Origin of the sequence: Chryseolinea soli (assembly GCF_003589925.1) — a bacterium.
GTDB lineage: Bacteria > Bacteroidota > Bacteroidia > Cytophagales > Cyclobacteriaceae > Chryseolinea > Chryseolinea soli.
In genome coordinates, this window is record NZ_CP032382.1 from 4,106,693 (window position 1) to 4,128,520 (window position 21,828).

The window sequence follows — 21,828 nt, forward strand, 5'->3', positions numbered from 1 at the left end:
GCTTAGTCGTTGCCTTCGTAACCTTTCATGATACCCCGCTCCGAATTGCGGATAAAATCGAGGATGTAGTCGCGCTCTTCGCTGCTGGGCACCTCGTTTTCCACCATTTCGATGGCCTTCGAATTGTTGAGTCCCTTCATAAAGATCATGCGGTAGATCTCCTGGATCTCGTTGATCTTTTCCGACGAATAGCCGCGGCGGCGCAAACCCACGGTGTTGATACCCGCATACGAAAGCGGCTCACGCGCGGCTTTTGTAAAAGGGGGAATGTCTTTGCGCACCAGCGAGCCTCCGCCGATGTAGGCGTGGGCGCCGATCTTGGAAAACTGTTGCACCGCGCAGGCGCCACCAAAGATGGCGAAATCGTCGATGACCACGTGGCCCGCCAGCTGTACCGTGTTGCCCAGGATACAATTGTTGCCAATGATGCAGTCGTGCCCGATGTGGGCGTAGGCCATGATGAGACAGTCGGAGCCGATCACGGTTTTGTATTTGTCTACGGTGCCGCGGTTGATGGTCACGCACTCGCGCACGGTGGTGTTGTCGCCGATCTCGGCGGTGGTTTCTTCGCCCCTGAATTTCAGATCCTGGGGTACGCCACTGATCACGGCGCCGGGAAATATTTTACAGTTTTTGCCGATGCGCGCACCTTCCATGATGGTGACGTTGGGTCCGATCCAGCAACCGTCGCCGATCACAACGTTCTTTTGAACGGTGGCAAACGGCTCGATGGTCACGTTTTCGCCGATGATGGCGTCGGGGTGTACGTTGGTCAAAGGGAATCGGCTCATGCGTCTTTACGAACTATACTGGCAGTCATGGTACCTTCACAAACCAGCGTGTTGCCTACGTAGGCGCGGCCGGTCATTTTGGCGATGCCGCGCTTGATGGGTGCGAGCAGGTCGCACTGGATCACGAGCGTATCGCCGGGCAATACCATTTTTCTAAATCTGAAATTTTCAATGCCCAGAAAATACGTCCAATAGTTTTCCGGGTCGGGCACGGTGTTCAACACCAGGATACCACCGATCTGCGCCATGGCTTCGATCTGAAGCACGCCGGGCATCACCGGGTTTCCGGGAAAGTGCCCCTGGAAGAAATACTCGTTGGCAGTAACATTCTTCACGCCCGACACACTCTCGTTGTCGAGGTAAATGATCTTGTCAATAAGGAGGAAAGGATAACGGTGTGGCAGGGTAGCGGCAACTTTGTTGATGTCCATCACCGGGGGCAGGCTGGGATTGTACTTAGGTCTTCCCTTTTTGTCCGACTCCTGCATGGCCTTCTTCAGCTTCTTGGCGAACGCTACGTTGGCGGCGTGACCGGGGCGTGCGGCCAGGATCTGTGCCTTCAAAGGTCTTCCGGCCAGCGTGAGGTCACCCACGATGTCGAGGAGCTTGTGACGCGCCGGCTCGTTCTTGTAGCGAAGCTCGATGTTATTGAGGATGCCTTCCTGCTTCACGGCAACTTTGGGTTTGCCCAGCATTTTGGCAATATTTTCCAGTTCGTTCTCTTGTACAACACGGTCCACGATCACGATGGCGTTGTTCAGGTCGCCGCCGCGGATGAGGTTGTTTTTGTACAGCATCTCCAGCTCATGTAAAAAGCAGAAGGTGCGGCAGGAAGCGATCTCTTTTTCGAATTGACGGATGTCGGTAATCGAAGCGTGTTGGCTGCCCAGCACTGGGGAGTTGTAGTCGATCATTACCGTAACGCGATAGTCGTCCAGCGGGAGGGCGGCGATCTCTACGTTGCGGGCGGCTTCGCGGTAGAACAGGGGTTCCTGAACTTCAAAGAAGTCGCGCAGGGCGTTTTGTTCTTCCGTTCCGGCGGCTTTCAACACGTCCACAAATTCGATGGAACTGCCATCCATAATGGGGCACTCAGGGCCGTCCAACTGGATGAGCACGTTGTCGATTTCCAGGCCTGTGCAGGCGGCCAGGGTGTGTTCTATGGTGCTTACCCGGGCACCGCTTTGCTCAATCGTGGTTCCACGCGATACGTCCACCACATTGTCGCAGTCGGCCTCGATGATGGGGGATCCGGGCAGGTCAATGCGTTGGAATTTTATGCCGTGGTTGGGTTTGGCGGGCACAAAAGTGATGTTGGTCTGCACCCCGCTGTGAAGCCCGACACCCGAAAGGGCTACTGACTTCTGGATAGTTTGCTGTTTGATATTGAGCATTTAGTGTTGCAAAAGTGGGCAAAGTTAACTGCAAACTGGAGATTATCCAATTTTGCGTTTTTACCCCGCTGAGCAACCCCTAATCCACTGAAAGTGAAGTGTTTTCCGACTTTTTAACCTTGTCTTCCAGCTCGCGGAGGCGATGTTGAAAGTCCGGAAGCTTTTTAAAGACGGCATAGGACTTGTAGAACTCCCCATATTCATAGGCCGGAGAGCCCATGAGCTTCTGGCCTTCTTCTTTTATGGATTTGGAAATACCCGATTGGGCGCCCAAACCCGTATGATTGGCAATGATGAGGTGCCCTGCAATGCCCACCTGGCCACCGATAATGCAATTTTCTCCAATTTTGGTCGATCCGGAAACCCCTGCCTGGGCCGCGATAACCGTGTTTTTGCCAATTTCCACATTATGGGCAACCTGAATGAGGTTGTCCAGTTTCACACCCTGGTGCACAATGGTGGCATCGCCAAACAAAGTCGCGCAATCAATGACGGTGTTGGCACCAATGGCTACATGGTCTTCAATGATGACGGTGCCGAGTTGAGGAATGGTTTTATAGGTGCCGTCTTCCTGCGGGGCAAATCCGAAACCATCGCTGCCGATCACACAACCGGAATGGATCACACAGTGATTACCGATCCGGGTATCGGCATAGATCTTTACGCCGCTGTGTATTATGCAGTGGTCGCCGATCACCACGTTATCGCCAACATAAGCGTGTGGATAGATTTTTACGCCGTCGCCGATCTTTACATTGCTGCCGATATAGGAGAAGGCACCGCGATAGAAATCCTTGCCAATGGTGGCGCTTTCCGACATGAAGCTGGGTTGCTCTACGCCGCTTTTCTGAAAGCTGATCAGCTTATGGTATTCTTCCAGCAGGCGTGTGAAACTGATATAGGGATCTTCCACCAGGATGAGCGTTGAAACAACCTCTTTCTTGGGTACAAAGTCTTTTTTTACAATAACGGCCGTAGCCTGTGTGGTGTAAATGTATTGTTCGTATTTGGGGTTGGAAAGAAAAGCGATCTGGCCCTTTTTGGCGTCCTGGATCTTGGCCAGCATGTTGATCTTTTCGTTGCCATTGCCACTAACTTCTCCGCCCAGCATGGCGGCTATTTGATTGACCGTAAATTCCATTCCTTAGATGGTTAAATCGTTCGTCGATACGTTATTCTTCTTTCAGACAAAAGCCAAGTTTGTGCTATCGGTTAAAGCGTGCGAGGTCACAGCATAACGAATCTACAAAGATACATTTTTAGGCCAGCACAGATAGTTTTTTTTAACGATTTTGCTCAACGCCTTGATGTTGGGTAACTCCGAAGCCTGGGCGATGTCCAGCACTTCGCCACTGCGCATCAGGATATTGATCTGGTGCCCTTCGGCGTAGGCCTCGTTGCTGACCGTGCCGTGCGAAAAAAGATAGGCCGCCTCCGAGCGCAGCGTTCCATATTTGCGCATCACCGCCACCCGTATTTTTTCCACCTGGCTTTTGCGGATTGGCTCGGCGCTGAGCTTTATCCGGAACAGCCTCCGCTCGATGAGCATTTCCGAAAGCAACGAAAGGATCCGGTCGTCGTGATCGCGCCAAAATTTCAGGGCACCCCAGATATCGTTGTCATCCAGGCGGCCGAAAGCGTCCAACAAGCGGGTGTCTTTGAAGTCGGCCAGGGTGAATTCATTTTCCAGGAAGGACATCAGGGGCCGGCTGGCCGGAACCGTCTCGCCTCCTCGCACCAGCACCTGGGCCCGGCGGATCAGGTTCACCAGCATGCGTTCGGTGCTCACGGTGGTTTTGTGGAGGTATACCTGCCAATACATGAGGCGGCGAGCGTTCAGAAAGTTTTCAATGCTGTAGATGCCTTTCTCCTCTACCATTATCTGGTCGCGATGCACGGTAAGCATCGACAGAATGCGGTCCACGCCAATGGAGCCCTCTTGCACCCCGGTGAAAAAACTGTCGCGTTTCAGGTAATCCAGCCGGTCGATATCCAGTTGGCTGGATACGAGTTGGTGGAAGAACTTGCGCCGGTAGCTATTGCGAAAAATTCTCAGGGTGAGGTTCAATGCTCCATTAAATTCGGCATTCAACTTGTCCATCATCAGGTAGGACAGGCTTTCGTGGCGAATGCCGGGCAGAAGCGAGTATTCCAGCGTATGCGAAAAGGGGCCGTGGCCCAGGTCGTGGAGGAGAATGGCCAGTTGGGAGGCCTCGTATTCCTCGTCCGAGATCTCGACGCCTTTCAGCCGCAGGGCATCCAAGGCCTGCCCCATGAGATGAAGGGCGCCAAGGGCGTGCTGGAAGCGGGTATGCTGGGCGGCCGGGTAAACATAATCGGTCAAACCGAGTTGTTTAATATGGCGGAGCCGTTGAAAATAGGGGTGAGAGATAATATCGAAGATCAGTTCCGTTGGGATGGTGATAAACCCATAAACGGGATCGTTAATGATCTTCTTTTTGTTCATCCTTCAGGGTTCTGCGTCAATCCTTTATCTGATGATCGTGTCAGCGGATAACGATTAATGGTTAAATTGGTGAAATTTTCAACTATGCAAAGATATAGCATTTTGTGGGCGGATGATGAAATTGATTTGTTGAAGCCTCATATTCTTTTTCTCGAACAACGGGGCTACGACATCACGCCGGTAAACAACGGCACGGAGGCGGTAGAGCTCACAGACGACAAACACTTTGATGTGGTTTTCCTCGACGAAAATATGCCCGGCATGTCGGGACTGGAGGCGCTCACCCAGATCAAAAACAATAAGCCTAACCTCCCCGTGGTGATGATCACCAAGAACGAGGAAGAGCACATCATGGAAGAGGCCATCGGCTCGAAGATCGCCGACTATCTCATCAAGCCCCTCAACCCCAGTCAGATCCTGCTGTCCGTAAAAAAAATACTCGACAACAAACGTCTGATCATCGAGAAGACCAACCTGAACTATCAACAGGAGTTCCGCAAGATCAGCATGGCCTTCCAGGAAAACATGAACCACGAAGAGTGGGCCGACATCTACAAGAAACTGGTGTTCTGGGAACTGCAAATGGACCACGCCGACAACCAGGACATGGGCGAAGTGCTGGACATGCAAAAGACGGAGGCCAACGCCAACTTCGCCAAGTTCATCATCCGGAATTATGATTCATGGCTCAACGACCCGAAGGCCGAAAAGCCGCTGCTGTCGCACCAGCTCATGAAGAAAAAAGTATTTCCCGAGCTGGGCAAGAAACCCGTGTTCGTGATCCTGATCGATAACCTGCGCTACGATCAGTGGAAAGTGATTGAGCCCGTGCTCACGGAATATTTCAATGTGACGAGCGAAGAAACCTATTACTCTATTCTGCCCACTACCACGGCCTATGCCCGGAATGCCATCTTCTCCGGACAGCTGCCCTCCGAAATGGCAAAGACCAACCCAGACCTGTGGGTAGGCGAGGACGAAGATGAGGGCAAGAATAATTTCGAGTCCGAGTTTTTGTCCAAACAACTTCGCCGGAACAATCTAAACGTGAAGATGTCCTATCACAAGATCAAGAACCTGGAAGAAGGCAGAAGCCTGGCCGACACGGTGAACAATCTTTTTCAGAACGATCTCAACGTGGTGGTCTACAACTTCGTGGATATGCTCTCGCATGCCCGCACCGACATGGCGATGGTGCGCGAGTTGGCGCCGGACGAATCCGCATACCGGTCCATTACCAAATCATGGTTCCTGCATTCACCCCTGATCGATATTCTAAAAAAGATCGCAGAGAAAGACGTGAAAGTGGTCATCACCACCGACCACGGCACCATCCGGGTGAAGCGGCCTTTCAAGATCATTGGCGACCGGAACGTGAACAGCAACCTGCGTTACAAACAGGGCAAGAACCTCGGTTATGAAGGCGAAAAGGTGATGACGGTGCAAAAGCCGGAACGTCTCTTTTTGCCAAAACTCAATGTGTCGTCCTCCTATGTGTTTGCCATCGAGGACCAGTTCTTTGCCTATCCGAACAACTACAATTATTACGTGAATTTCTATAAAGACACCTTTCAGCACGGCGGGGTGAGCATGGAGGAGATCATCATACCCATAATTTTCTTAACTTCGAAGAATGCGTCATGATCGTAGAGGAGGCCGTGTTCCGTTCGGTAACACAATCGGGTTTAGAAGACGTGGCACATAACGTGATCGAGCGCCTGGGGGCGTTCCCGGTATGGTTATTTCATGGTGAGATGGGTTCAGGCAAAACGACGCTCATCAAAGCGATCGGCAAGCTGGCGGGCGTACAGGATGCCATGAGCAGCCCCACCTTTTCGATTGTGAACGAATACGAGACCCGGGCGCATACCAAGATCTTTCATTTTGACTTTTACAGGATAAAGCACGAAGCGGAGGCATATGATATTGGAACAGAGGAGTATTTTTATTCGGGCTATCCCTGCTTTGTAGAATGGCCGGAAAAGATCCCTTCCCTGATCCCCCCGCGATATGCGGAAGTATCCATCCAGGTAGACAGTAATACAGAACGAACCATAGTGATTTCAGTCCATGACCGAGAAGAAGAAAACGGGCTTTGAGGCGCTAGCCAAAGCCAGCATGCAAACGCAAGAGCAGTTGCTTGAAGTACGAAAGAGACGGCACACGTTTTTTATTGGGTTGCCCAAAGAAATATCGCTGCAGGAAAACCGCATCAGCCTCACCCCCGACGCCGTGGCGCTGCTGGTGAACAACGGCCACGAAGTGTGGGTGGAAGCCAAGGCCGGCATCGGCTCCAAATTTTCCGACAAACAATATAGCGACGCGGGCGCAAAGATCGTGTACTCGCCCCAGGAAGTATACCAGGCCGATGTGATCCTCAAGATCGAACCACCCACCCTCGAAGAGATCGAACTGATGCACGCCGGGCAGACCCTGATCTCTGCGTTGCAACTGGGCCACCTGAAAGTGGAGAGCCTGCAAGCGTTGATGAAAAAGAAAATCACCGCGCTGGCCTACGAGTTCATTGAAGATAAGGTGGGGGGCATGCCCATCATTCGCGCCATGAGCGAGATTGCCGGCAGCAGCGTGCTCTTGATCGCGTCCGAATATCTGAGCACCGCCAACAATGGAAAAGGTGTTATTCTCGGGGGCATCACCGGCGTACCACCGACAAAAGTGGTGATCATTGGTGCCGGCACCGTGGCGGAATATGCTGTGCGTGCGGCCCTGGGGTTGGGTGCCGACGTCCAGGTTTTTGACAATCATTTATATAAGCTGCGCCGCATTAAACACTTGCTGGGGCAGCAGATCTACACCTCCACCATCGACACCATCACATTAAGCGACACCTTGAAGACAGCTGACGTCGTCGTGGGTGCCCTGCGGGCCGAAAAAGGAAGACCTCGGCATGTGATCACGGAAGAAATGGTGACACAAATGAAAATCGATTCCCTCATCATCGATCTCAGCATCGACCAGGGTGGATGTGTGGAGACCTCGGAAATCACCACGCTGAGCAAGCCGGTGTTCCGTAAACACGGTGTGATCCATTATTGTGTACCAAACGTCGCATCACGGGTGGCCCATACGGCGGCCAATGCGTTGAGTAATATTTTTACACCTACCATTTTGCGCGCTGCCGAAGAAGGTGGCGTGGAGGCGATGATCTTTTCGCACAAGTGGTTTATGAAGGGCGTCTACACGTACAAGGGTGGATTGACCAACGAGCACGTGGCGCGAAAATTTGGTTTGAAGCATAAGAATATCGAGCTGCTTTTGGCTGCGCGGTTCTGATTTGTTTTATTCAAAATAATCGACGGATTTTGTAGCGGACGAATAACCCGTAATACGGGGTATTGACCTCCTTTTTTTAACCTGTAAGTTTGGTCACACCCTATACCTGCTGGTTATGAAAAAGGAAGTCTTTATTTTTCTTGGTCTTCTATCCGGCCTGCATGCCTTGGCCCAACCCAACGTCGTTCCGAACAACATCCGCTCTGTAAATACCCTGGAAAAACTCTATGATCCCGATGGCCTGGGGCGTACCGACATGCTGTATGGCATTCCTCAACCGGAAGGGAAAGTGGTAGGCAACACGTACTTCTCCACGCAATGGAAAGCCTCAACCATTCTTTTGTACAAGGATGAAAAAATGATCGAGGGTTTCCTGATTCGCTACGACATTCGCGCCAACGAAATAGAAGTAAAGACGCAAAGTGGTGTAAAAGTCGTGGGTGGCGATAAAGTGAAGAGCTTTATCTGGATCGATTCCGCCAGCCGCATCCCGAGCTATTTCGTGAATGCAAAAGATTTCAAGGACAAGGATCAGACAAGGCTTTCCGGATTTTTCCAGGTGGTCGTGGACGGTCCGCTGCCCTTGCTGAGACAAACCACGGTCTACGTCAAGAAAGCAGACTACAGCGTCCAATTCGACGTGGGCAGCCGCGACGACAAGATCCTGAAAAAGACGGAACTCTATTTTGCCAGGGATGGCCAAGTCACAGCGCTTCCATCGTCCAAAAAGAAACTGTTGCCGCTCTTTGGCGACAAAGCGGATGCGATGGGGAAGTTCATACAAGATCAAGCCCTCACGATTTCACGCGAAGCAGACTTGATCACCATTTTCAATCACTACAATAGCTTGATCGCAGCGAATTAAAGTCTGGCCAGGCTTTCTTCCAACGACCGGATCTTGGCTTCTGCGTCGGCCTTCTTTTTGCGCTCCATCTCGATAACCTGTGGGGGCGCGCTGTTCACAAATTTTTCGTTGGAGAGTTTTTTATCCACCGATACCATGAATCCGCGTTGATACTCCAAATCTTTCAGGAGGGCCTCGCGTTCTTTGGCTACGTCGATTTTGCCATCTACAGGAATAAAGAATTCTGTCGATTTCAAAATGAAGCCCGAGGCGTTAGCCACCTTATCAGCGGTGAAGGATACCTCACTGAGGTTAGAAAGTTTTTTGATGACGGGCCAGAAGGATTTTACAAGCGTTCCTTCAGGAGCTTTCACAATGAGCTTCAGTGCTTCCTTCGGGGAGAGGCCTTTGGCGTTCCGGAAGTTCCGGATCTCCGTCACGACCTCGAAAGCGAAGACGCCGTCGGCCAGCAAACTATCGTTCTGGTCGTTCGTTGCGGGCCAGGGCGCTACGATGATGCACTCATTCTGCACGCGTTCTTTTAGCTCGTGCCACAACTCTTCGGTGATGAAGGGCATGAACGGGTGAAGCACCTTCATGAGACGCTCGAAGAAATCAACGGTCTTCAGGTAAGTCGCTTCATCGATGGGTTTGCCGAACTCCGGTTTGATCATCTCCAGGTACCATGCACAGAAATCATCCCAAATCAATTTATACACCGTCATCAACGCATCCGACATACGGAATTTGCTGAAGTGATCATTCAATTCTGTCAGTGAAGCATTGAACTTCGACTCGAACCAGGCGATGGCTACTTTGTTTTCCTCTGGTTGCGCGAGGCTGTCGGTCGTCCAACCCTTCACCAGGCGGAAGGCATTCCAGATCTTGTTCGCAAAGTTGCGGCCTTGCTCGATCAGCCGTTCGTCATACAGCAAGTCATTGCCGGCCGGTGAGCTGAAGAGCATGCCTGTGCGCACGGCGTCGGCGCCGAAGTTACTGATCAGGTCCAGTGGATCGGGCGAGTTGCCCAACGACTTCGACATTTTTCTGCCTTGCTTGTCGCGCACGATTCCCGTGAGGTAAACATTGCGGAAGGGCAGGTTGTCGCGGTATTCATAACCGGCAATGATCATGCGGGCCACCCAAAAGAAAAGAATTTCGGGAGCCGTTACCAGATCGTTTGTGGGATAGTAATAGTTTAAATCATTGTTGCCTTGGTTGCCGTCGCCTTTGAAGACGGAAGTATCGAACACGGCAATCGGCCACAGCCAGCTGGAAAACCAGGTGTCGAGCACATCGCTTTCCTGGGTCAGCCTGGGTTTGGGTGTTCCCGGTTTTTTCGTTTGATATACTTTGTGAGCTTCTTCTTCTGTCTTGGCAACCACATAAAATCCTTCCTCATCATACCACGCCGGTATGCGATGGCCCCACCAAAGCTGGCGCGAGATACACCAGTCGCGCACGTTGGCCATCCAGTGGTGATAGGTGTTCTTGAACTTGGAAGGAATGAGCTGAATGTCGTCGTTCATCACGTGCTCCAAGGCGGGCTTGGTGATGTCCTGCATTTTCAGGAACCATTGCAAGGAGAGGCGGGGTTCGATCACGGCGTCGGTCCGCTCGGAGAAGCCCACATGGCTGGTATAGTCTTCCGTCTTTTGCAGGTAGCTTTTTTCCTCCAGGGCCTTGGCGATCTTTTTGCGGGCCACGAAACGGTCTTCCCCTACAAAGATCTGTGCCTTGTCGTTCAGGGTGCCGTCTTCGTTGAGGATATCGATCACTTCCAGGTTATGCTTCAGCCCGAGCATGTTGTCGTTCATGTCGTGCGCGGGCGTCACCTTCAGGCAGCCTGTACCAAAGTCCATGGCCACATAGTCGTCCTCGATGATGGGAATGGCCCGGTTGATCAGTGGGATGAGGGCCCTTTTTCCTTTGAGATGTTTGTATCGTTCATCGTTGGGGTTCACACAGATCGCCGCATCGGCCATGATCGTTTCGGGGCGAACGGTGGCGATGGTAACAAATTCGCTGGGATTGCCTTCGATAGGATAATTGATGTAATACAGTTTGGACGGCACATCGCGATGGATCACCTCATCGTCCGACAAGGCCGTCTTTCCGGCGGGATCCCAGTTCACCATGCGAAGTCCGCGGTAGATGTTCCCCTTGTTGTAGAGGTCGATAAATACATCGATCACCGCGTCGTAGTAGTCGGGGTCCATGGTGAACTTCGTGCGTTCCCAGTCGCAGGAGGCCCCCAGTTTCTTGAGCTGCTCCAGGATGATGCCGCCGTATTTTTCCTTCCATTCCCAGGCATATTTCAGGAATTCCTCGCGGGTGAGGTCCGATTTTTTAATGCCCCGCTCCCGGAGCATGGCCACTACTTTGGCCTCCGTCGCAATCGAGGCGTGGTCGGTGCCCGGCACCCAACAGGCTTCCTTGCCCTGCATACGGGCTTTCCGCACCAGGATGTCCTGGATGGTATTGTTCAGCATGTGGCCCATGTGGAGCACACCGGTTACATTTGGGGGGGGTATGACGATACAATACGGTTCCTTGGAGGGATCGGGCTCGGAATGGAAAAAACCGTGCTCCATCCAGTAGCTGTACCACTTATTTTCTACTTCAGAAGGGTTGTATTTGGTTGATAGCATGGGGCGACGGCGGTACAGTTGGTTGAAAATGATTCAAAATGGGCGTAAAAATAAAGAAATTGGCCTGAATACGGAATTTCCGCCCTCCGAAATCCCGGCCTTTACAATACCTCGTATATCGCATGTCTAACGAACCCAAGCTCATGGAAGCAGTACTGCTGGCCCCCGAAAGGGAGACCATACAATGGAAACAAATGCTGAGTCTGGCCGCGCTATACGGCTCGATCGTTATCGGGTGGATCGCCTACCAGAACTACCAGCCCAAACTGCTCGTGCAGTTCCATTTCGATGATTTTACATTCCTGCTCACCCTGGCCCAAGCCGTGATCCTGGTGGTCACGCCGCCGTTGGCAGGCAAAATAGGCGACCGCTACCGGTTCGAACAGGGCCATCGCATTCCCGTGATCACCGCGGGGATCAGCTTTGCCTCTATGGTCTTTATGGCCGTGGCGTTCACGCTGTTCACCAATCCTGGAGAGGTCTTCCGCTGGATCTTGCCCGTGCTCATCGTCTTCTGGCTTATCGCCATGAGCATTTTCACGAGCCCGGCTTTATCGACCATGGAGCTTTTCTCTCCTGTCGACAAATTGCCCCGCGCCATGGCTATTCTCACGATTGTGGCCAACCTCATCTATGCGGTTGAGCCCGTCATCGTCGACATCATTGACTATATCGGTGCGCCGCTCACGTTTATGTCTGGCGGTGCGGTCGTTTTTGTGTCGGGGTTGGCGCTGAAGAAGAATTCACTTACCCTGTTTGCCCTGCACGAAGAAAAGAAGGATGAATCCCCTGCGGCTATTCCTGTGGAGGAAAAGTCCAGCTATGGTTTTATCTTCTTTATGGGTGTCGTGCTTGGCACGGCCACCACGGTGTTGTTCAATTTGTTCCCCGATTTGCTCGAAGCCAAAGTGGGTATGTTGTTCAACGGTTGGCAAGGCAAGATCATCCTGGTGAACATCCTGGTTCTTTCTGCACTCATCTCGTGGCCGGTAAGCAACCTGGTGAACAAATACGGGCTGGAGAAATCTTTCTGGATCAGCTTTGCGCTGATCATGGCCAGTATGTTGTCCATCTTTGTATTTCAGTCGACGGTCGTGGTGTTTGTCATGATGGTGGTGTTTACGGCGGCATTCACATCACTGTCGGTGAGTTCCCTGCCCATGGCGATCCAGCGGGCCTCTTTTCACGACAAAGTCTTTTGTGTTGGTATATTTTTTAGCGGCGTGGCGTTGCCGGATGGTATCCTGGAAACTATTCAGGCTTTTTAAAATGTAAACAACGGTTGGTTTATGAAGAATGTGCCGGTCGGCTTTTTCTGACCGGCCATTCTTTTTTTATCCGGTCCGCGAACTCGACAGCCCGCTATCGTAATAAGAATTGTTCATGACGAATGAGCATCACGACCCTTTCCGGATTCTCCATTCGGAAGGATAAAGATTGTTCATGCGGTTGTCCAGAACGTTTGCCCAACCCAAGGGAATTCCGTTGTGATAGATCAACGTGAATCCTTTTTTTTCTGTGGATATCGCCAAGGCCTCTTTTCGCAGGTATTGCAACGCTTCCGGGAGGGCCACATCAAGTCGAAGGAAGTTTTCCGGTTGCAGGTCTATCGACAAAGCCAGGGGATGTTCGGGGATGAGCTTTTCGTGCTTCACCGTGGCCATGACGGTGCCGGCCGTGATGAGGTAGAGATTTTTGGCGAGGAAGTCGATCTCCGGCGTTTTGTTTTGGGGAAAGCATTGCACCTGGTCGTGCCGGAGGATGAATGTTTTTTCGGCGCCGTTCGTTATCCACGCGCTTAGTTGGTCCGTTATTTTTTTTGAGGGGCCGGTGAACGAGTTTTTGTGTCGCGCGCGGCTTTCCCTTGTCTCCTCTGTTTTGCGGACCACGCAAATAAAAAATCCTTCGCCTTTTACACGGTGCGGATAGAACCGGTAGCCGGGGATGCCGTGGTGGTCGACGGTCTCAACGCCCCATTGTTCATTCAGCATCAACGGCACGAATTCAACATCGTGTTCTTGGCTAAGCCACTCCAGGTTATTTTCGTTTTCGTCGGGATTATAGGTGCAAGTGGAGTAGATGAGGAGGCCGCCGGTCTTCAGGGCGGGCCACACATCGCTCAGGATACGACGTTGCCGTTTGGAACAGAGGGCCACATTGTCGGGCGACCATTCTTCCATGGCGTGGTGGTCTTTGCGAAACAATCCTTCGCCCGAACAGGGCGCATCGATCACCATCACATCAAAGAAGCCAGGCAGACGTTGAAAATCCTGTGGATCGTTATGCACGACCACGGCATTGCCATGTCCCCACTTCTGTATGTTCTCGGCCAGCACGTTAGCCCGGGACCGGATCACCTCATTGGATACCAGCAGGCTCTGCGCATTCATGAGGCTGAGCAAATGCGTTGACTTGCCACCGGGCGCCGCACAAAGGTCCAGCACGTTGATCGCTTTTTGCGCATCCACCGCCTGCCGGAAAGCTTGTTCCAGGAACATGGAACTGGCCTCCTGAACATAGTAGGCACCAGCATGAAAGTGAGGGTCGAGTGTAAACGAGGGTCGTTCGTTCAGATAATATCCCGAAGTAGTCCAGGGCACAGGCAGCGCACCTGGGGGTGGACTTTGCTGTTTGGCTGGATTGAGTCGAATGCTCACCGGCGAGGGTTGCTGATGTGCCGCGCTGAATTCATCCCAGCGCACTCCCAATTGCTCGCGCATGCGCAGCTCAAATGACGGTGGAAATTGGGTATCGCTCATGAAAAAAATTAAGGGTCAGGATAAGTCGCGAGAGCACGCCGGTCCGACGCATTCCTTTTTTGTTAGCGGGGCAAATTAACGCTTTGTGTTTGATTTATTCGATTTGATCACGGTGACTTGAAGATCAGTTTTGAGAAATGGCTAACTTGGCTTTCGTATGACCAACCCAAACGACCCGATCCTTAAAAGCTGGGTGCCTGTGCCTCCCCACAGCGACTTCCCCATCCAAAACCTGCCCTTCGGCATTTTCCGGACGGCCGACACGTCGCCGCGGGCGGGCGTGGCGATAGGCGACTCGATCGTGGACCTGGCCGCTTTGGCGGAGCGAGGTTTTTTCAAGGACCTGAATCTGCCCTCCAGCGTTTTCAACTCCTCCACGCTCAACGATTTTTTTGCACTGGGGAAGAAAACCATACGCAACGTGCGGGAGCGGATTTCGCAATTGCTGCGTCACGACAACAACGAACTCTCATCACACGAAAGTGTAAAAAGCATATTGATCTCTCAAAAGGTTGCGACCCTGCTCTTGCCGGTTCGCGTGCCGAACTACACGGACTTCTACAGCAGCGAAGAACACGCCACCAACGTGGGCTCTATGTTTCGTGACCCTAAAAATGCATTGCTTCCCAACTGGAAACATTTACCCGTAGGCTATCATGGTCGTGCTTCCTCTATCGTGGTGTCGGGCACGCCCATTCGCCGGCCGCGCGGTCAGGTGAAGATGGGAGAGGAGCCGCCCGTTTTTTGCGCGTCGCATAAATTGGATTTTGAAGTGGAGATGGCCTTTATTACCTGCAGCGAAACACCGCTGGGGCATCCTATTCACACCCATGAAACCGAAGACCATATCGCCGGTTTTGCATTGTTCAACGATTGGTCTGCACGCGACATTCAGCAGTGGGAATACGTTCCGCTGGGACCGTTTTTAGGAAAGAACTTTGGATCGACCTTGTCGCCCTGGATCGTGACGATGGATGCCTTAGAACCCTTTCGCGTGGAGGGGCCTTCCCAAAATCCGCACGTACTTCCTTATCTTTCTTACGATGGGAAAAAGAATTTTGATATTGTGATGGAAGCGCTCATCCAGCCCGAAGGCGTGGAGGCATCCGTGGTTTGCCGGACGAATTTCAAATACATGTATTGGAACGTGAACCAGCAACTGGCTCACCACACGGTGAATGGCTGTAACATTCAAGTCGGCGATGTCTATGCGTCAGGCACTATCAGCGGCCCGTCGCCCGGTTCGTTTGGCTCGTTGCTGGAGCTTTCCTGGAACGGACAAAAATCCCTTCACATGGCCGACGGCACCGAACGCACATTCCTGCACGACGGCGACACGGTGACGCTGCACGCCTATGCCGAACGCGACGGTGTTCGCATTGGCTTTGGAGCCTGTAGCGGTAAAATACTTCCTTCGTTATAAACAAAACGTCTATGCGTAAACTGTCATTTTATTTCTGCCTCATCGCGCTGGTCATCCTGGACAGCTTTCTGCTTTCAAAACCCAACCTGCTGGGCAAGATCGGCTTGATCATTTATAAATATCATTACCTGCGCACTTTTCCCCGCACGCTGCTCACGGTGTCCATCGTGGTGGTCATCGCTTTTGCCTTGGCCGAGCTGATCAGTTTTTTAGTGAAACGGAGAACTTTGAAGCGGGTGTTGGGAACCGTTGTGCTGGTGCTCCTCATCGCGGTCTCGTTTGCCACCCTCGTTAAAACAGGTATGGATTTTTCAACCTGGACGTACAGTCATACCGGGTTGCGTTTTCGTTTTGGCGCCTATCTGCTGCCCACCCTGTTGATCGTGCTCTTTACCTACGCGCTGGTGAGGCTACCCAAGCCGGATGAAGTTTTCCCGGAGTCACCGGTCAATCCCGGTGTTGCTGCCAACAAGGATATCACGCCTATGCCCTGACCCTATGCTGACCCTGGATCCCACAAAAATACCCTTGCCACAACTCCATCAATATCTGCTGGGTGCTGTCACGCCGCGGCCAATTGCTTTTGCCAGCACGGTAGATAAAAAGGGGAACGTGAACCTGAGCCCGTTCAGCTTCTTCAATTGCTTTGGCTACAACCCACCCATCCTGATCTTCTCGCCTTCGCGGAGAGGGCGCGACAATACGACCAAGGACACCTATGAAAACGTGTTGGAGGTGCCCGAGGTGGTCATCAACATCGTGAACCACGCCATGGTGCAGCAAGCCTCCCTGGCCAGCGTTGAATACCCACGCGGTGTCAACGAATTTGTGAAGGCAGGACTCACGCCCGTTGCTTCATCGGTCGTCAAGCCACCGCGTGTAGGCGAGGCGCCGGTATCGTTCGAGTGCAAGGTGACGCAGGTCATTGCCACAGGCGACCAGGCGGGGGCGGGCAACCTCGTGCTTTGCCAGGTGGTTCTGATGCACATAAAGGAAGAGATCCTCGACGACCAAGGCAAGATCGATCCCTTCAAACTCGACGCCGTGGCCCGGCTAGGGGGCGACTGGTACTGTCGCGTGGGACCGGAATCTATTTTTAAAGTGCCCAAGCCCCTGCAGACCATTGGCATCGGTATCGATCAAATCCCTGATCACATCCGACTTAGCAACGTCCTCACGGGCAATGACCTCGGCATGCTGGGGAACGTCGAAAAATTGCCAGGCGAGTCGTCCCTTCAAACGATCAGGAACCAACCCGATTTTCTCCAGGCCCGGACGAATGGTGGAGAAGCGATCCACAAACTGGCGCAAGCTTACTTGAAGCAAGGCCGTGTAGCGGAAGCGTGGAGCATTCTGCTGGCCTGAAAACACCGGCGAATATTTCCTTTGCTTGAACCAGCAACGGTCCGGGTATACTAATTCAACCCACAACAAACGAGAAGAGGCTGCCTTTTGGGGGCAGCCTCTCGTATGTTAAACTAAACTAAAAAGGTCTTAGTCTCTGTACAATACACCCTTCACAGCCTTTATCGTCTTGCTGACGTTGGGCAGAATGGCTTCAATGAGCGTGGGGGCGTAGGGCAGGGGCACGTCGAAGCTGTTCACGCGTTGAATGGGCGCGTCCAGGTAGTCGAAGGCATGCTTTTGTACGTGGTAAGTGATCTCCGTAGCGATGGAAGACAAAGGCCAGGCTTCTTCCACGATCACCAGGCGATTGGTCTTTTTCACCGACTCTACGATGGCCGCATAGTCGATGGGGCGCACCGAGCGAAGGTCGATCACTTCGGCGGAGATGCCGTCCTTTTCCAACTCGGCAGCAGCAGCCAGGGCCACTTTCATGATCTTGCCAAACGAAACGATGGTCACATCCGTGCCGGCCTTTTTCACATCGGCCACGCCCAGGGGAATGAGGTATTCTTCCGCGGGAACCTCCATCTTATCGCCATACATCACTTCCGACTCCATGAAGATCACGGGGTCGTTGTCGCGGATGGACGACTTCAGGAGGCCTTTGGCGTCGTATGGATTGGAGGGTACCACCACCTTCAAACCGGGGGTGTTGGCAAACCAGTTTTCGAAGTTTTGGGAGTGTTGGGCACCCAGTTGGCCCGCGTTGCCCGTAGGGCCACGGAACACCATGGGGGCACTATATTGGCCACCCGACATGGAGAGGATCTTGGCGGCACCGTTGATGATCTGGTCGATGGCCACTAGCGAGAAGTTGAAGGTCATGAATTCTACCACGGGACGGAGGCCGTTCATGGCCGCTCCCACGCCAATGCCGGCGAAGCCCAGTTCGGAAATGGGTGTATCCAGGACGCGTTCCGGTCCAAATTCGTCCAGCATGCCCTGGCTCACTTTGTAGGCGCCATTGTACTCGGCCACTTCTTCCCCCATCAGGATAACGCTGGGATCTCTGCGCATTTCTTCGTTCAAGGCCTCGCGGAGGGCCTCTCTAAACTGGATTTCTCTCATAGCATTTCTTCAGAAAGTGCGTAAAAATAGGGGCCGGACAAACAGGATAAAAGCATTCCCCGCTTTTTATTGGGTACCCCAAAACAAAAAGCCCCGGCTTTTGGCCGGGGCTCTCTGTTTAACCAATGAGATCGATTATTTCAATGCATTTCTGAAGGCTTCGGTAGCGGCGAATTTCGAGAATTCCAGGTCGCTCAAAGCAGCTTCTTTCAGGGAAGGATCGGCCTTCACAGCGCTGCTCAGGTTGCTCACCACGCCGTCGGCGTTGCCGAGGCGGGCAGAAGCTACAGCGGCACCATAATAGGCGATGGCCAGGTTGCTGTTCTTGGCAGTGGCTTCTTTGAAGGAAGTCAGACCATTTTGGTAGTCTTTGTTCAACACTTGAGCCAAACCTTTGTTGAAGAGGTTGTCGGCGTTGTCGGCAGCAGCAGATTCGGAGCTAACAGCAGCAGCGTACTGAGCTTTTACGATTTCAGCAGCACCTTTCACACCGTTCACACCGGCAGCATTGTCGCCTTTCAGGCCAGCGCCGAGGGCTTTGGTAGCATTGTTGTAGGCAGCATAAGCGTTGCCTTTCATCATGTTCACGGAAGCCAGGTTGGCGAGTACTTCGGGAGCTTCGTTCAACTTAGCAGCAATCTCCAATTGTGCCTGAGCTTTGTCGGCCAGGGCAGCAGCGTTGCTGGGGTTTTCGATCGCTTGAGCAATGTATACAGCACCCAGGTTGTTGTGGGCATTCCAGTTGGAACCTTTCTTGGTAGCAGCTTCGTAGATCGCTGCCTTTTCTTCCAGGGAAGGAGTCAAAGTAGCGGCGTACATCATTTCTTCGAACGAAAGGGTGTCGGCAGAGATAGCGCCTTGTGTTACTTGCTTGGACAGGACGGACATTTCGGCGTCGGTCTTCTTGTCTTTCACCACCAGGATCTCGGTCTTCGCTGTTCTCAGTTTAGGATATACATCCTTGAACACTTTCTTGTAGGTCTTCAGTTTCTTGAATTGTTTTTCAACATCTTCGAAAGAACCGCCGGCGTTGATGATGTTCAGGTATTCTGCTTTCTCTTCGGAAGTGATGCCTTCGTAAGTAGACAGTGAGTTTTTGAATTCGTTCCAGTCCTGGATAACAGGCTTCAGGATGAAGTTGATCGAATCGGCTTTGCCTTTGTAGTCGTACTTCTTCATTTCAGCACGATAGAATTTTTCGATGGCAGCAGCGCGATCGGGAGACAATTTAGCGTTGATACGCTCAGCACCTTCAGGAGAGTGGGTACCGGTGATGGTAACGGTACGGGTAGCGTTCTTGGAAGCGATGAAGGCATCCAGTTGCTTGCCTTTTGTGCTCTTGATCTCAGTAGGTCTCAGTACCGATCTGCCTTGCTCGAAAATGAAATCAGGGATCACTACGGGAACCAGTTCTTCCTGGTTGTTATAGCCATGTTCTGCGAAAGCAGCGAAGTATACGGGTTTCACCAGTTTAGAAGTGGTGATGATACCGGTAGCCACCGGGAGACGGGGAGTTTTCTTAGCTTTTTCGCCTTTGGAAGCAACGCCTTCAACTTCCACAGTACCTGTTTTGTATGCGGGTTGATAAGGGAATGAGAAGCTCTTGGTTACACGGGGAGGCTCGGTCTTGCTGTTGGGATAGTCCTCAGCCTTGAACGGGATGGGGTCCAGCGCCAGTTCGTTGGTGCCATACTTGTAGAAGGTGTTTACCGTGTAGACGGTTCCTTTCTTCAACATTTTAACCGGAAGGTTAGCCGCCATATCGAAGGCAACCGTATCCTTGTGAACCTCCAGCGGGTTCGGAGTAACCGTCAATTGCTGGTCTTTTGACATTTTCACCATCTTGGGCAGGGTACAGCCCGCGAGGGTAAGTACTGCGAAGATCAGAAATGAGTAAACTACTTTTCTCATTGGATTTAGATTTATTGGTTGATTTAAACAGGTTTGCAAAACTATACTTATGTGTATTTTTTTGCAATTATACTCAAAAAAATATGAAGGACCCCGACATTTTGAGGGGGGTGGCGCGTTATATTTGTGAGCCGAACTTTTGGTCGACAAATCAACTTTTTGGGAAGTCGAAAGTATATAAAGGGCATCTATGGACCGTGTAGCAGATAAAATCCAACTTTTCTTTGAGACCTATGCCTTTGGAGTGTGTGCTCACCTGGGTGAGAAGTTAGGTGTTGCAACATCCTCCATACGCCTCTTTTTCATCTATGCGAGCTTCATCACGTTCGGGTCACCGGTCATCATCTACCTGTCGCTGGCCTTCATCATGAACATGCGCAAGCACCTTCGTAAGCGCACCCCGGTGTGGGACTATTGACCAACCCTTCTCTTTCCGCGCACATAGAAGTCGAACACAATGCTACCCGGGTAAATTGCCTTTCGGGAGTAACGGGGATATTGGTCGTGGATCGCGCGTCGTTTCCGTTTATCCCTGGCGTAGTGCCGTATAAAATGTAAATGCGCCTTTCCTACGGCATGAAAATTTGCCGGCTGTCCCTTGAGCAAAAAGACGACGGCTGCCAGCCAATCCAACCACAAGCGAAAGGGAAGTTTGTATAGCAATTCTCCGCGATCGAAATGCTTAAAGATCAGCGAGAGCCCGTTGCGAAAATTGAGATACGTTTTACGGGGATTGTTATACCCCAGGGTGCCCGCACCCAGGTGATAGATGGTGCTCTGTCCGCAGTAGCAAACCCTGAGCCCGGCGCGATTCAGCTTCCAGCACAGATCGATCTCTTCCATGTGGGCAAAGAAGTCCTCATCGAAACCACCCCTGTCGTGGAACGCATCGGCCCGGATCGCCAGGCATGCACCCGAGGCCCAGAACACATCAGTGGTGTCGTTGTATTGCCCCATGTCCTGCTCCACGACATCAAACAGGCGGCCGCGGCAAAAGGGATAGCCCAGGGCATCGATAAGTCCGCCACCGGCCCCGGCATATTCGAAGGTGTCGCGCTGGCGATAGGAGAGGATCTTGGGCTGCACGGCGGCAATAGTCTCATCCGAATCCAGGAGCTGCGTCAGGGGGGACAACCAAAGGGGGGTGACTTCAATATCGGAATTCAACAACACGTAGTAGTCGGCCTGCACCTGCAGCAGGGCCCGGTTATAGCCGCCACAGTAGCCGTAGTTCTTGTCCAGCACAATGCGCTTCACCGACGGGAAATCCTTCTGAAGTATGGCCAGAGAGTTGTCGGTGGAGGCGTTGTCGGCCACGATGATCTCCGCGCCTCCGGAATGCTGCAGCACCGAGGGTAAAAACGTCGGTAACAGCGCGGCGCCGTTGTAGTTGAGGATGACTACGGCCGTTTGGCTCATCCCATCAAACTACCGAGGTCCATACCGGGAATGTTGGGCAGCAGTCCATCCGTGTTCTTGCGCACCTCTTCTTTGGCCATGGCATCTGCGGCATCCATGGCTTTGTTGACGGCGGCCACCACGAGGTCTTGCAGGATGACTTTGTCTTCACTCTTGAGCAGGGCCGGATCGATATCGACAGCGATCAATGTTTTTTTTCCGGTAACCGTAGCCTTCACCATGCCGGCACCCGACTCGCCTTGCGCCTGAAGCTTCTCCAGGTTGTCCTGCACTTCTTTCATACGGGCTTGGAATTCTTTGACCTTGCCCATCATTTTCATCATATCAAACATAGGTTGCTCGTTTCGGTTTTGTGACTTGCTTTCTTCCCGGTAAAGGTAAATGATTGTACGTAAATGGC

General features: G+C 52.3%; 19 protein-coding genes. 9 read left to right on the forward strand and 10 right to left on the reverse strand.

Translation table 11 applies throughout. The features are described 5' to 3' along the window. Positions 1-2 precede the first annotated feature (2 nt). From lpxA to D4L85_RS17600, 4 genes are all read right to left on the reverse strand, one after another. Positions 3-791, reverse strand: a complete 789-nt coding sequence (lpxA, locus tag D4L85_RS17585) for an acyl-ACP--UDP-N-acetylglucosamine O-acyltransferase (protein ID WP_073138449.1) — start codon at positions 789-791, stop codon at positions 3-5. Further along, the gene (locus tag D4L85_RS17590) at positions 788-2,185 is read right to left on the reverse strand and encodes a bifunctional UDP-3-O-[3-hydroxymyristoyl] N-acetylglucosamine deacetylase/3-hydroxyacyl-ACP dehydratase (protein ID WP_073138450.1); all 1,398 of its coding nucleotides are present in this window, start codon (positions 2,183-2,185) and stop codon (positions 788-790) included. Before D4L85_RS17590 ends, lpxA begins: the two co-directional genes overlap by 4 nt. 79 nt (positions 2,186-2,264) lie before the next feature. Beyond that, positions 2,265-3,326: a UDP-3-O-(3-hydroxymyristoyl)glucosamine N-acyltransferase gene (gene lpxD, locus D4L85_RS17595; RefSeq protein ID WP_119755529.1), complete on the reverse strand. Its 1,062-nt coding sequence runs from the start codon at positions 3,324-3,326 to the stop codon at positions 2,265-2,267. Positions 3,327-3,428: 102 nt separating this feature from the next. Continuing rightward, positions 3,429-4,652 carry an HD domain-containing protein gene (locus tag D4L85_RS17600; RefSeq protein WP_119755530.1) on the reverse strand — a complete coding sequence of 408 codons (1,224 nt, stop codon included), beginning with the start codon at positions 4,650-4,652 and terminating at the stop codon, positions 3,429-3,431. Between the two features lie 84 nt (positions 4,653-4,736). On the opposite strand from D4L85_RS17600, the gene porX reads away from it, so the two are divergent. From porX to D4L85_RS17620, 4 genes are all read left to right on the forward strand, one after another. Beyond that, entirely contained in the window at positions 4,737-6,296 is a 1,560-nt protein-coding gene (gene porX, locus D4L85_RS17605; protein WP_119758838.1) for a T9SS response regulator signal transducer PorX, read from the forward strand. Continuing rightward, a complete protein-coding gene (gene tsaE, locus D4L85_RS17610; protein ID WP_119755531.1) occupies positions 6,293-6,751 on the forward strand; it encodes a tRNA (adenosine(37)-N6)-threonylcarbamoyltransferase complex ATPase subunit type 1 TsaE in 459 nt (152 codons plus the stop codon). Before porX ends, tsaE begins: the two co-directional genes overlap by 4 nt. Continuing rightward, a complete protein-coding gene (locus tag D4L85_RS17615; protein ID WP_119755532.1) occupies positions 6,723-7,946 on the forward strand; it encodes an alanine dehydrogenase in 1,224 nt (407 codons plus the stop codon). The genes tsaE and D4L85_RS17615 overlap by 29 nt, the downstream gene beginning before the upstream one ends. Before the next feature lie 115 nt (positions 7,947-8,061). Then, complete coding sequence (locus tag D4L85_RS17620; protein ID WP_119755533.1) at positions 8,062-8,811, forward strand: hypothetical protein; 750 nt, start codon at positions 8,062-8,064, stop codon at positions 8,809-8,811. Here D4L85_RS17620 and D4L85_RS17625 read toward each other — a convergent pair. Then, on the reverse strand, positions 8,808-11,441 hold the full coding sequence (locus D4L85_RS17625; RefSeq protein ID WP_119755534.1) for a valine--tRNA ligase: 2,634 nt from the start codon (positions 11,439-11,441) through the stop codon (positions 8,808-8,810). The genes D4L85_RS17620 and D4L85_RS17625 overlap by 4 nt on opposite strands. A 122-nt stretch (positions 11,442-11,563) precedes the next feature. On the opposite strand from D4L85_RS17625, the gene D4L85_RS17630 reads away from it, so the two are divergent. Then, a complete protein-coding gene (locus D4L85_RS17630; RefSeq protein ID WP_119755535.1) occupies positions 11,564-12,709 on the forward strand; it encodes an MFS transporter in 1,146 nt (381 codons plus the stop codon). A gap of 129 nt (positions 12,710-12,838) precedes the next feature. Here the strand turns inward: D4L85_RS17630 and D4L85_RS17635 are convergent, their stop codons facing one another. Beyond that, the gene (locus D4L85_RS17635; RefSeq protein ID WP_119755536.1) at positions 12,839-14,200 is read right to left on the reverse strand and encodes a methyltransferase RsmF C-terminal domain-like protein; all 1,362 of its coding nucleotides are present in this window, start codon (positions 14,198-14,200) and stop codon (positions 12,839-12,841) included. Between the two features lie 157 nt (positions 14,201-14,357). Here D4L85_RS17635 and fahA point away from each other — a divergent pair, with 157 nt between their 5' ends. From fahA to D4L85_RS17650, 3 genes are read left to right on the forward strand one after another with little or no spacing between them, the layout of a single operon-like run. Next, the gene (gene fahA / locus D4L85_RS17640) at positions 14,358-15,623 is read left to right on the forward strand and encodes a fumarylacetoacetase (RefSeq protein ID WP_119755537.1); all 1,266 of its coding nucleotides are present in this window, start codon (positions 14,358-14,360) and stop codon (positions 15,621-15,623) included. Between the two features lie 11 nt (positions 15,624-15,634). Beyond that, positions 15,635-16,117, forward strand: coding sequence for a hypothetical protein (locus D4L85_RS17645; protein ID WP_119755538.1), 483 nt, complete (start codon positions 15,635-15,637; stop codon positions 16,115-16,117). Positions 16,118-16,121: 4 nt separating this feature from the next. Continuing rightward, on the forward strand, positions 16,122-16,988 hold the full coding sequence (locus D4L85_RS17650) for a flavin reductase family protein (protein WP_119755539.1): 867 nt from the start codon (positions 16,122-16,124) through the stop codon (positions 16,986-16,988). Between the two features lie 129 nt (positions 16,989-17,117). On the opposite strand, the gene D4L85_RS17655 is transcribed toward D4L85_RS17650, so the two are convergent. Then, positions 17,118-18,098, reverse strand: a complete 981-nt coding sequence (locus D4L85_RS17655) for a pyruvate dehydrogenase complex E1 component subunit beta (protein WP_119755540.1) — start codon at positions 18,096-18,098, stop codon at positions 17,118-17,120. Positions 18,099-18,233: 135 nt separating this feature from the next. Further along, a complete protein-coding gene (locus D4L85_RS17660) occupies positions 18,234-20,009 on the reverse strand; it encodes a TPR end-of-group domain-containing protein (protein WP_119755541.1) in 1,776 nt (591 codons plus the stop codon). A 190-nt stretch (positions 20,010-20,199) separates the two neighbouring features. Here D4L85_RS17660 and D4L85_RS17665 point away from each other — a divergent pair, with 190 nt between their 5' ends. Further along, complete coding sequence (locus D4L85_RS17665; RefSeq protein WP_119755542.1) at positions 20,200-20,427, forward strand: PspC domain-containing protein; 228 nt, start codon at positions 20,200-20,202, stop codon at positions 20,425-20,427. Here the strand turns inward: D4L85_RS17665 and D4L85_RS17670 are convergent. Beyond that, positions 20,421-21,428: a glycosyltransferase family 2 protein gene (locus D4L85_RS17670; protein ID WP_119755543.1), complete on the reverse strand. Its 1,008-nt coding sequence runs from the start codon at positions 21,426-21,428 to the stop codon at positions 20,421-20,423. The genes D4L85_RS17665 and D4L85_RS17670 overlap by 7 nt on opposite strands. Further along, entirely contained in the window at positions 21,425-21,760 is a 336-nt protein-coding gene (locus tag D4L85_RS17675; RefSeq protein WP_119755544.1) for a YbaB/EbfC family nucleoid-associated protein, read from the reverse strand. Before D4L85_RS17675 ends, D4L85_RS17670 begins: the two co-directional genes overlap by 4 nt. Between the last annotated feature and the right edge of the window lie 68 nt (positions 21,761-21,828).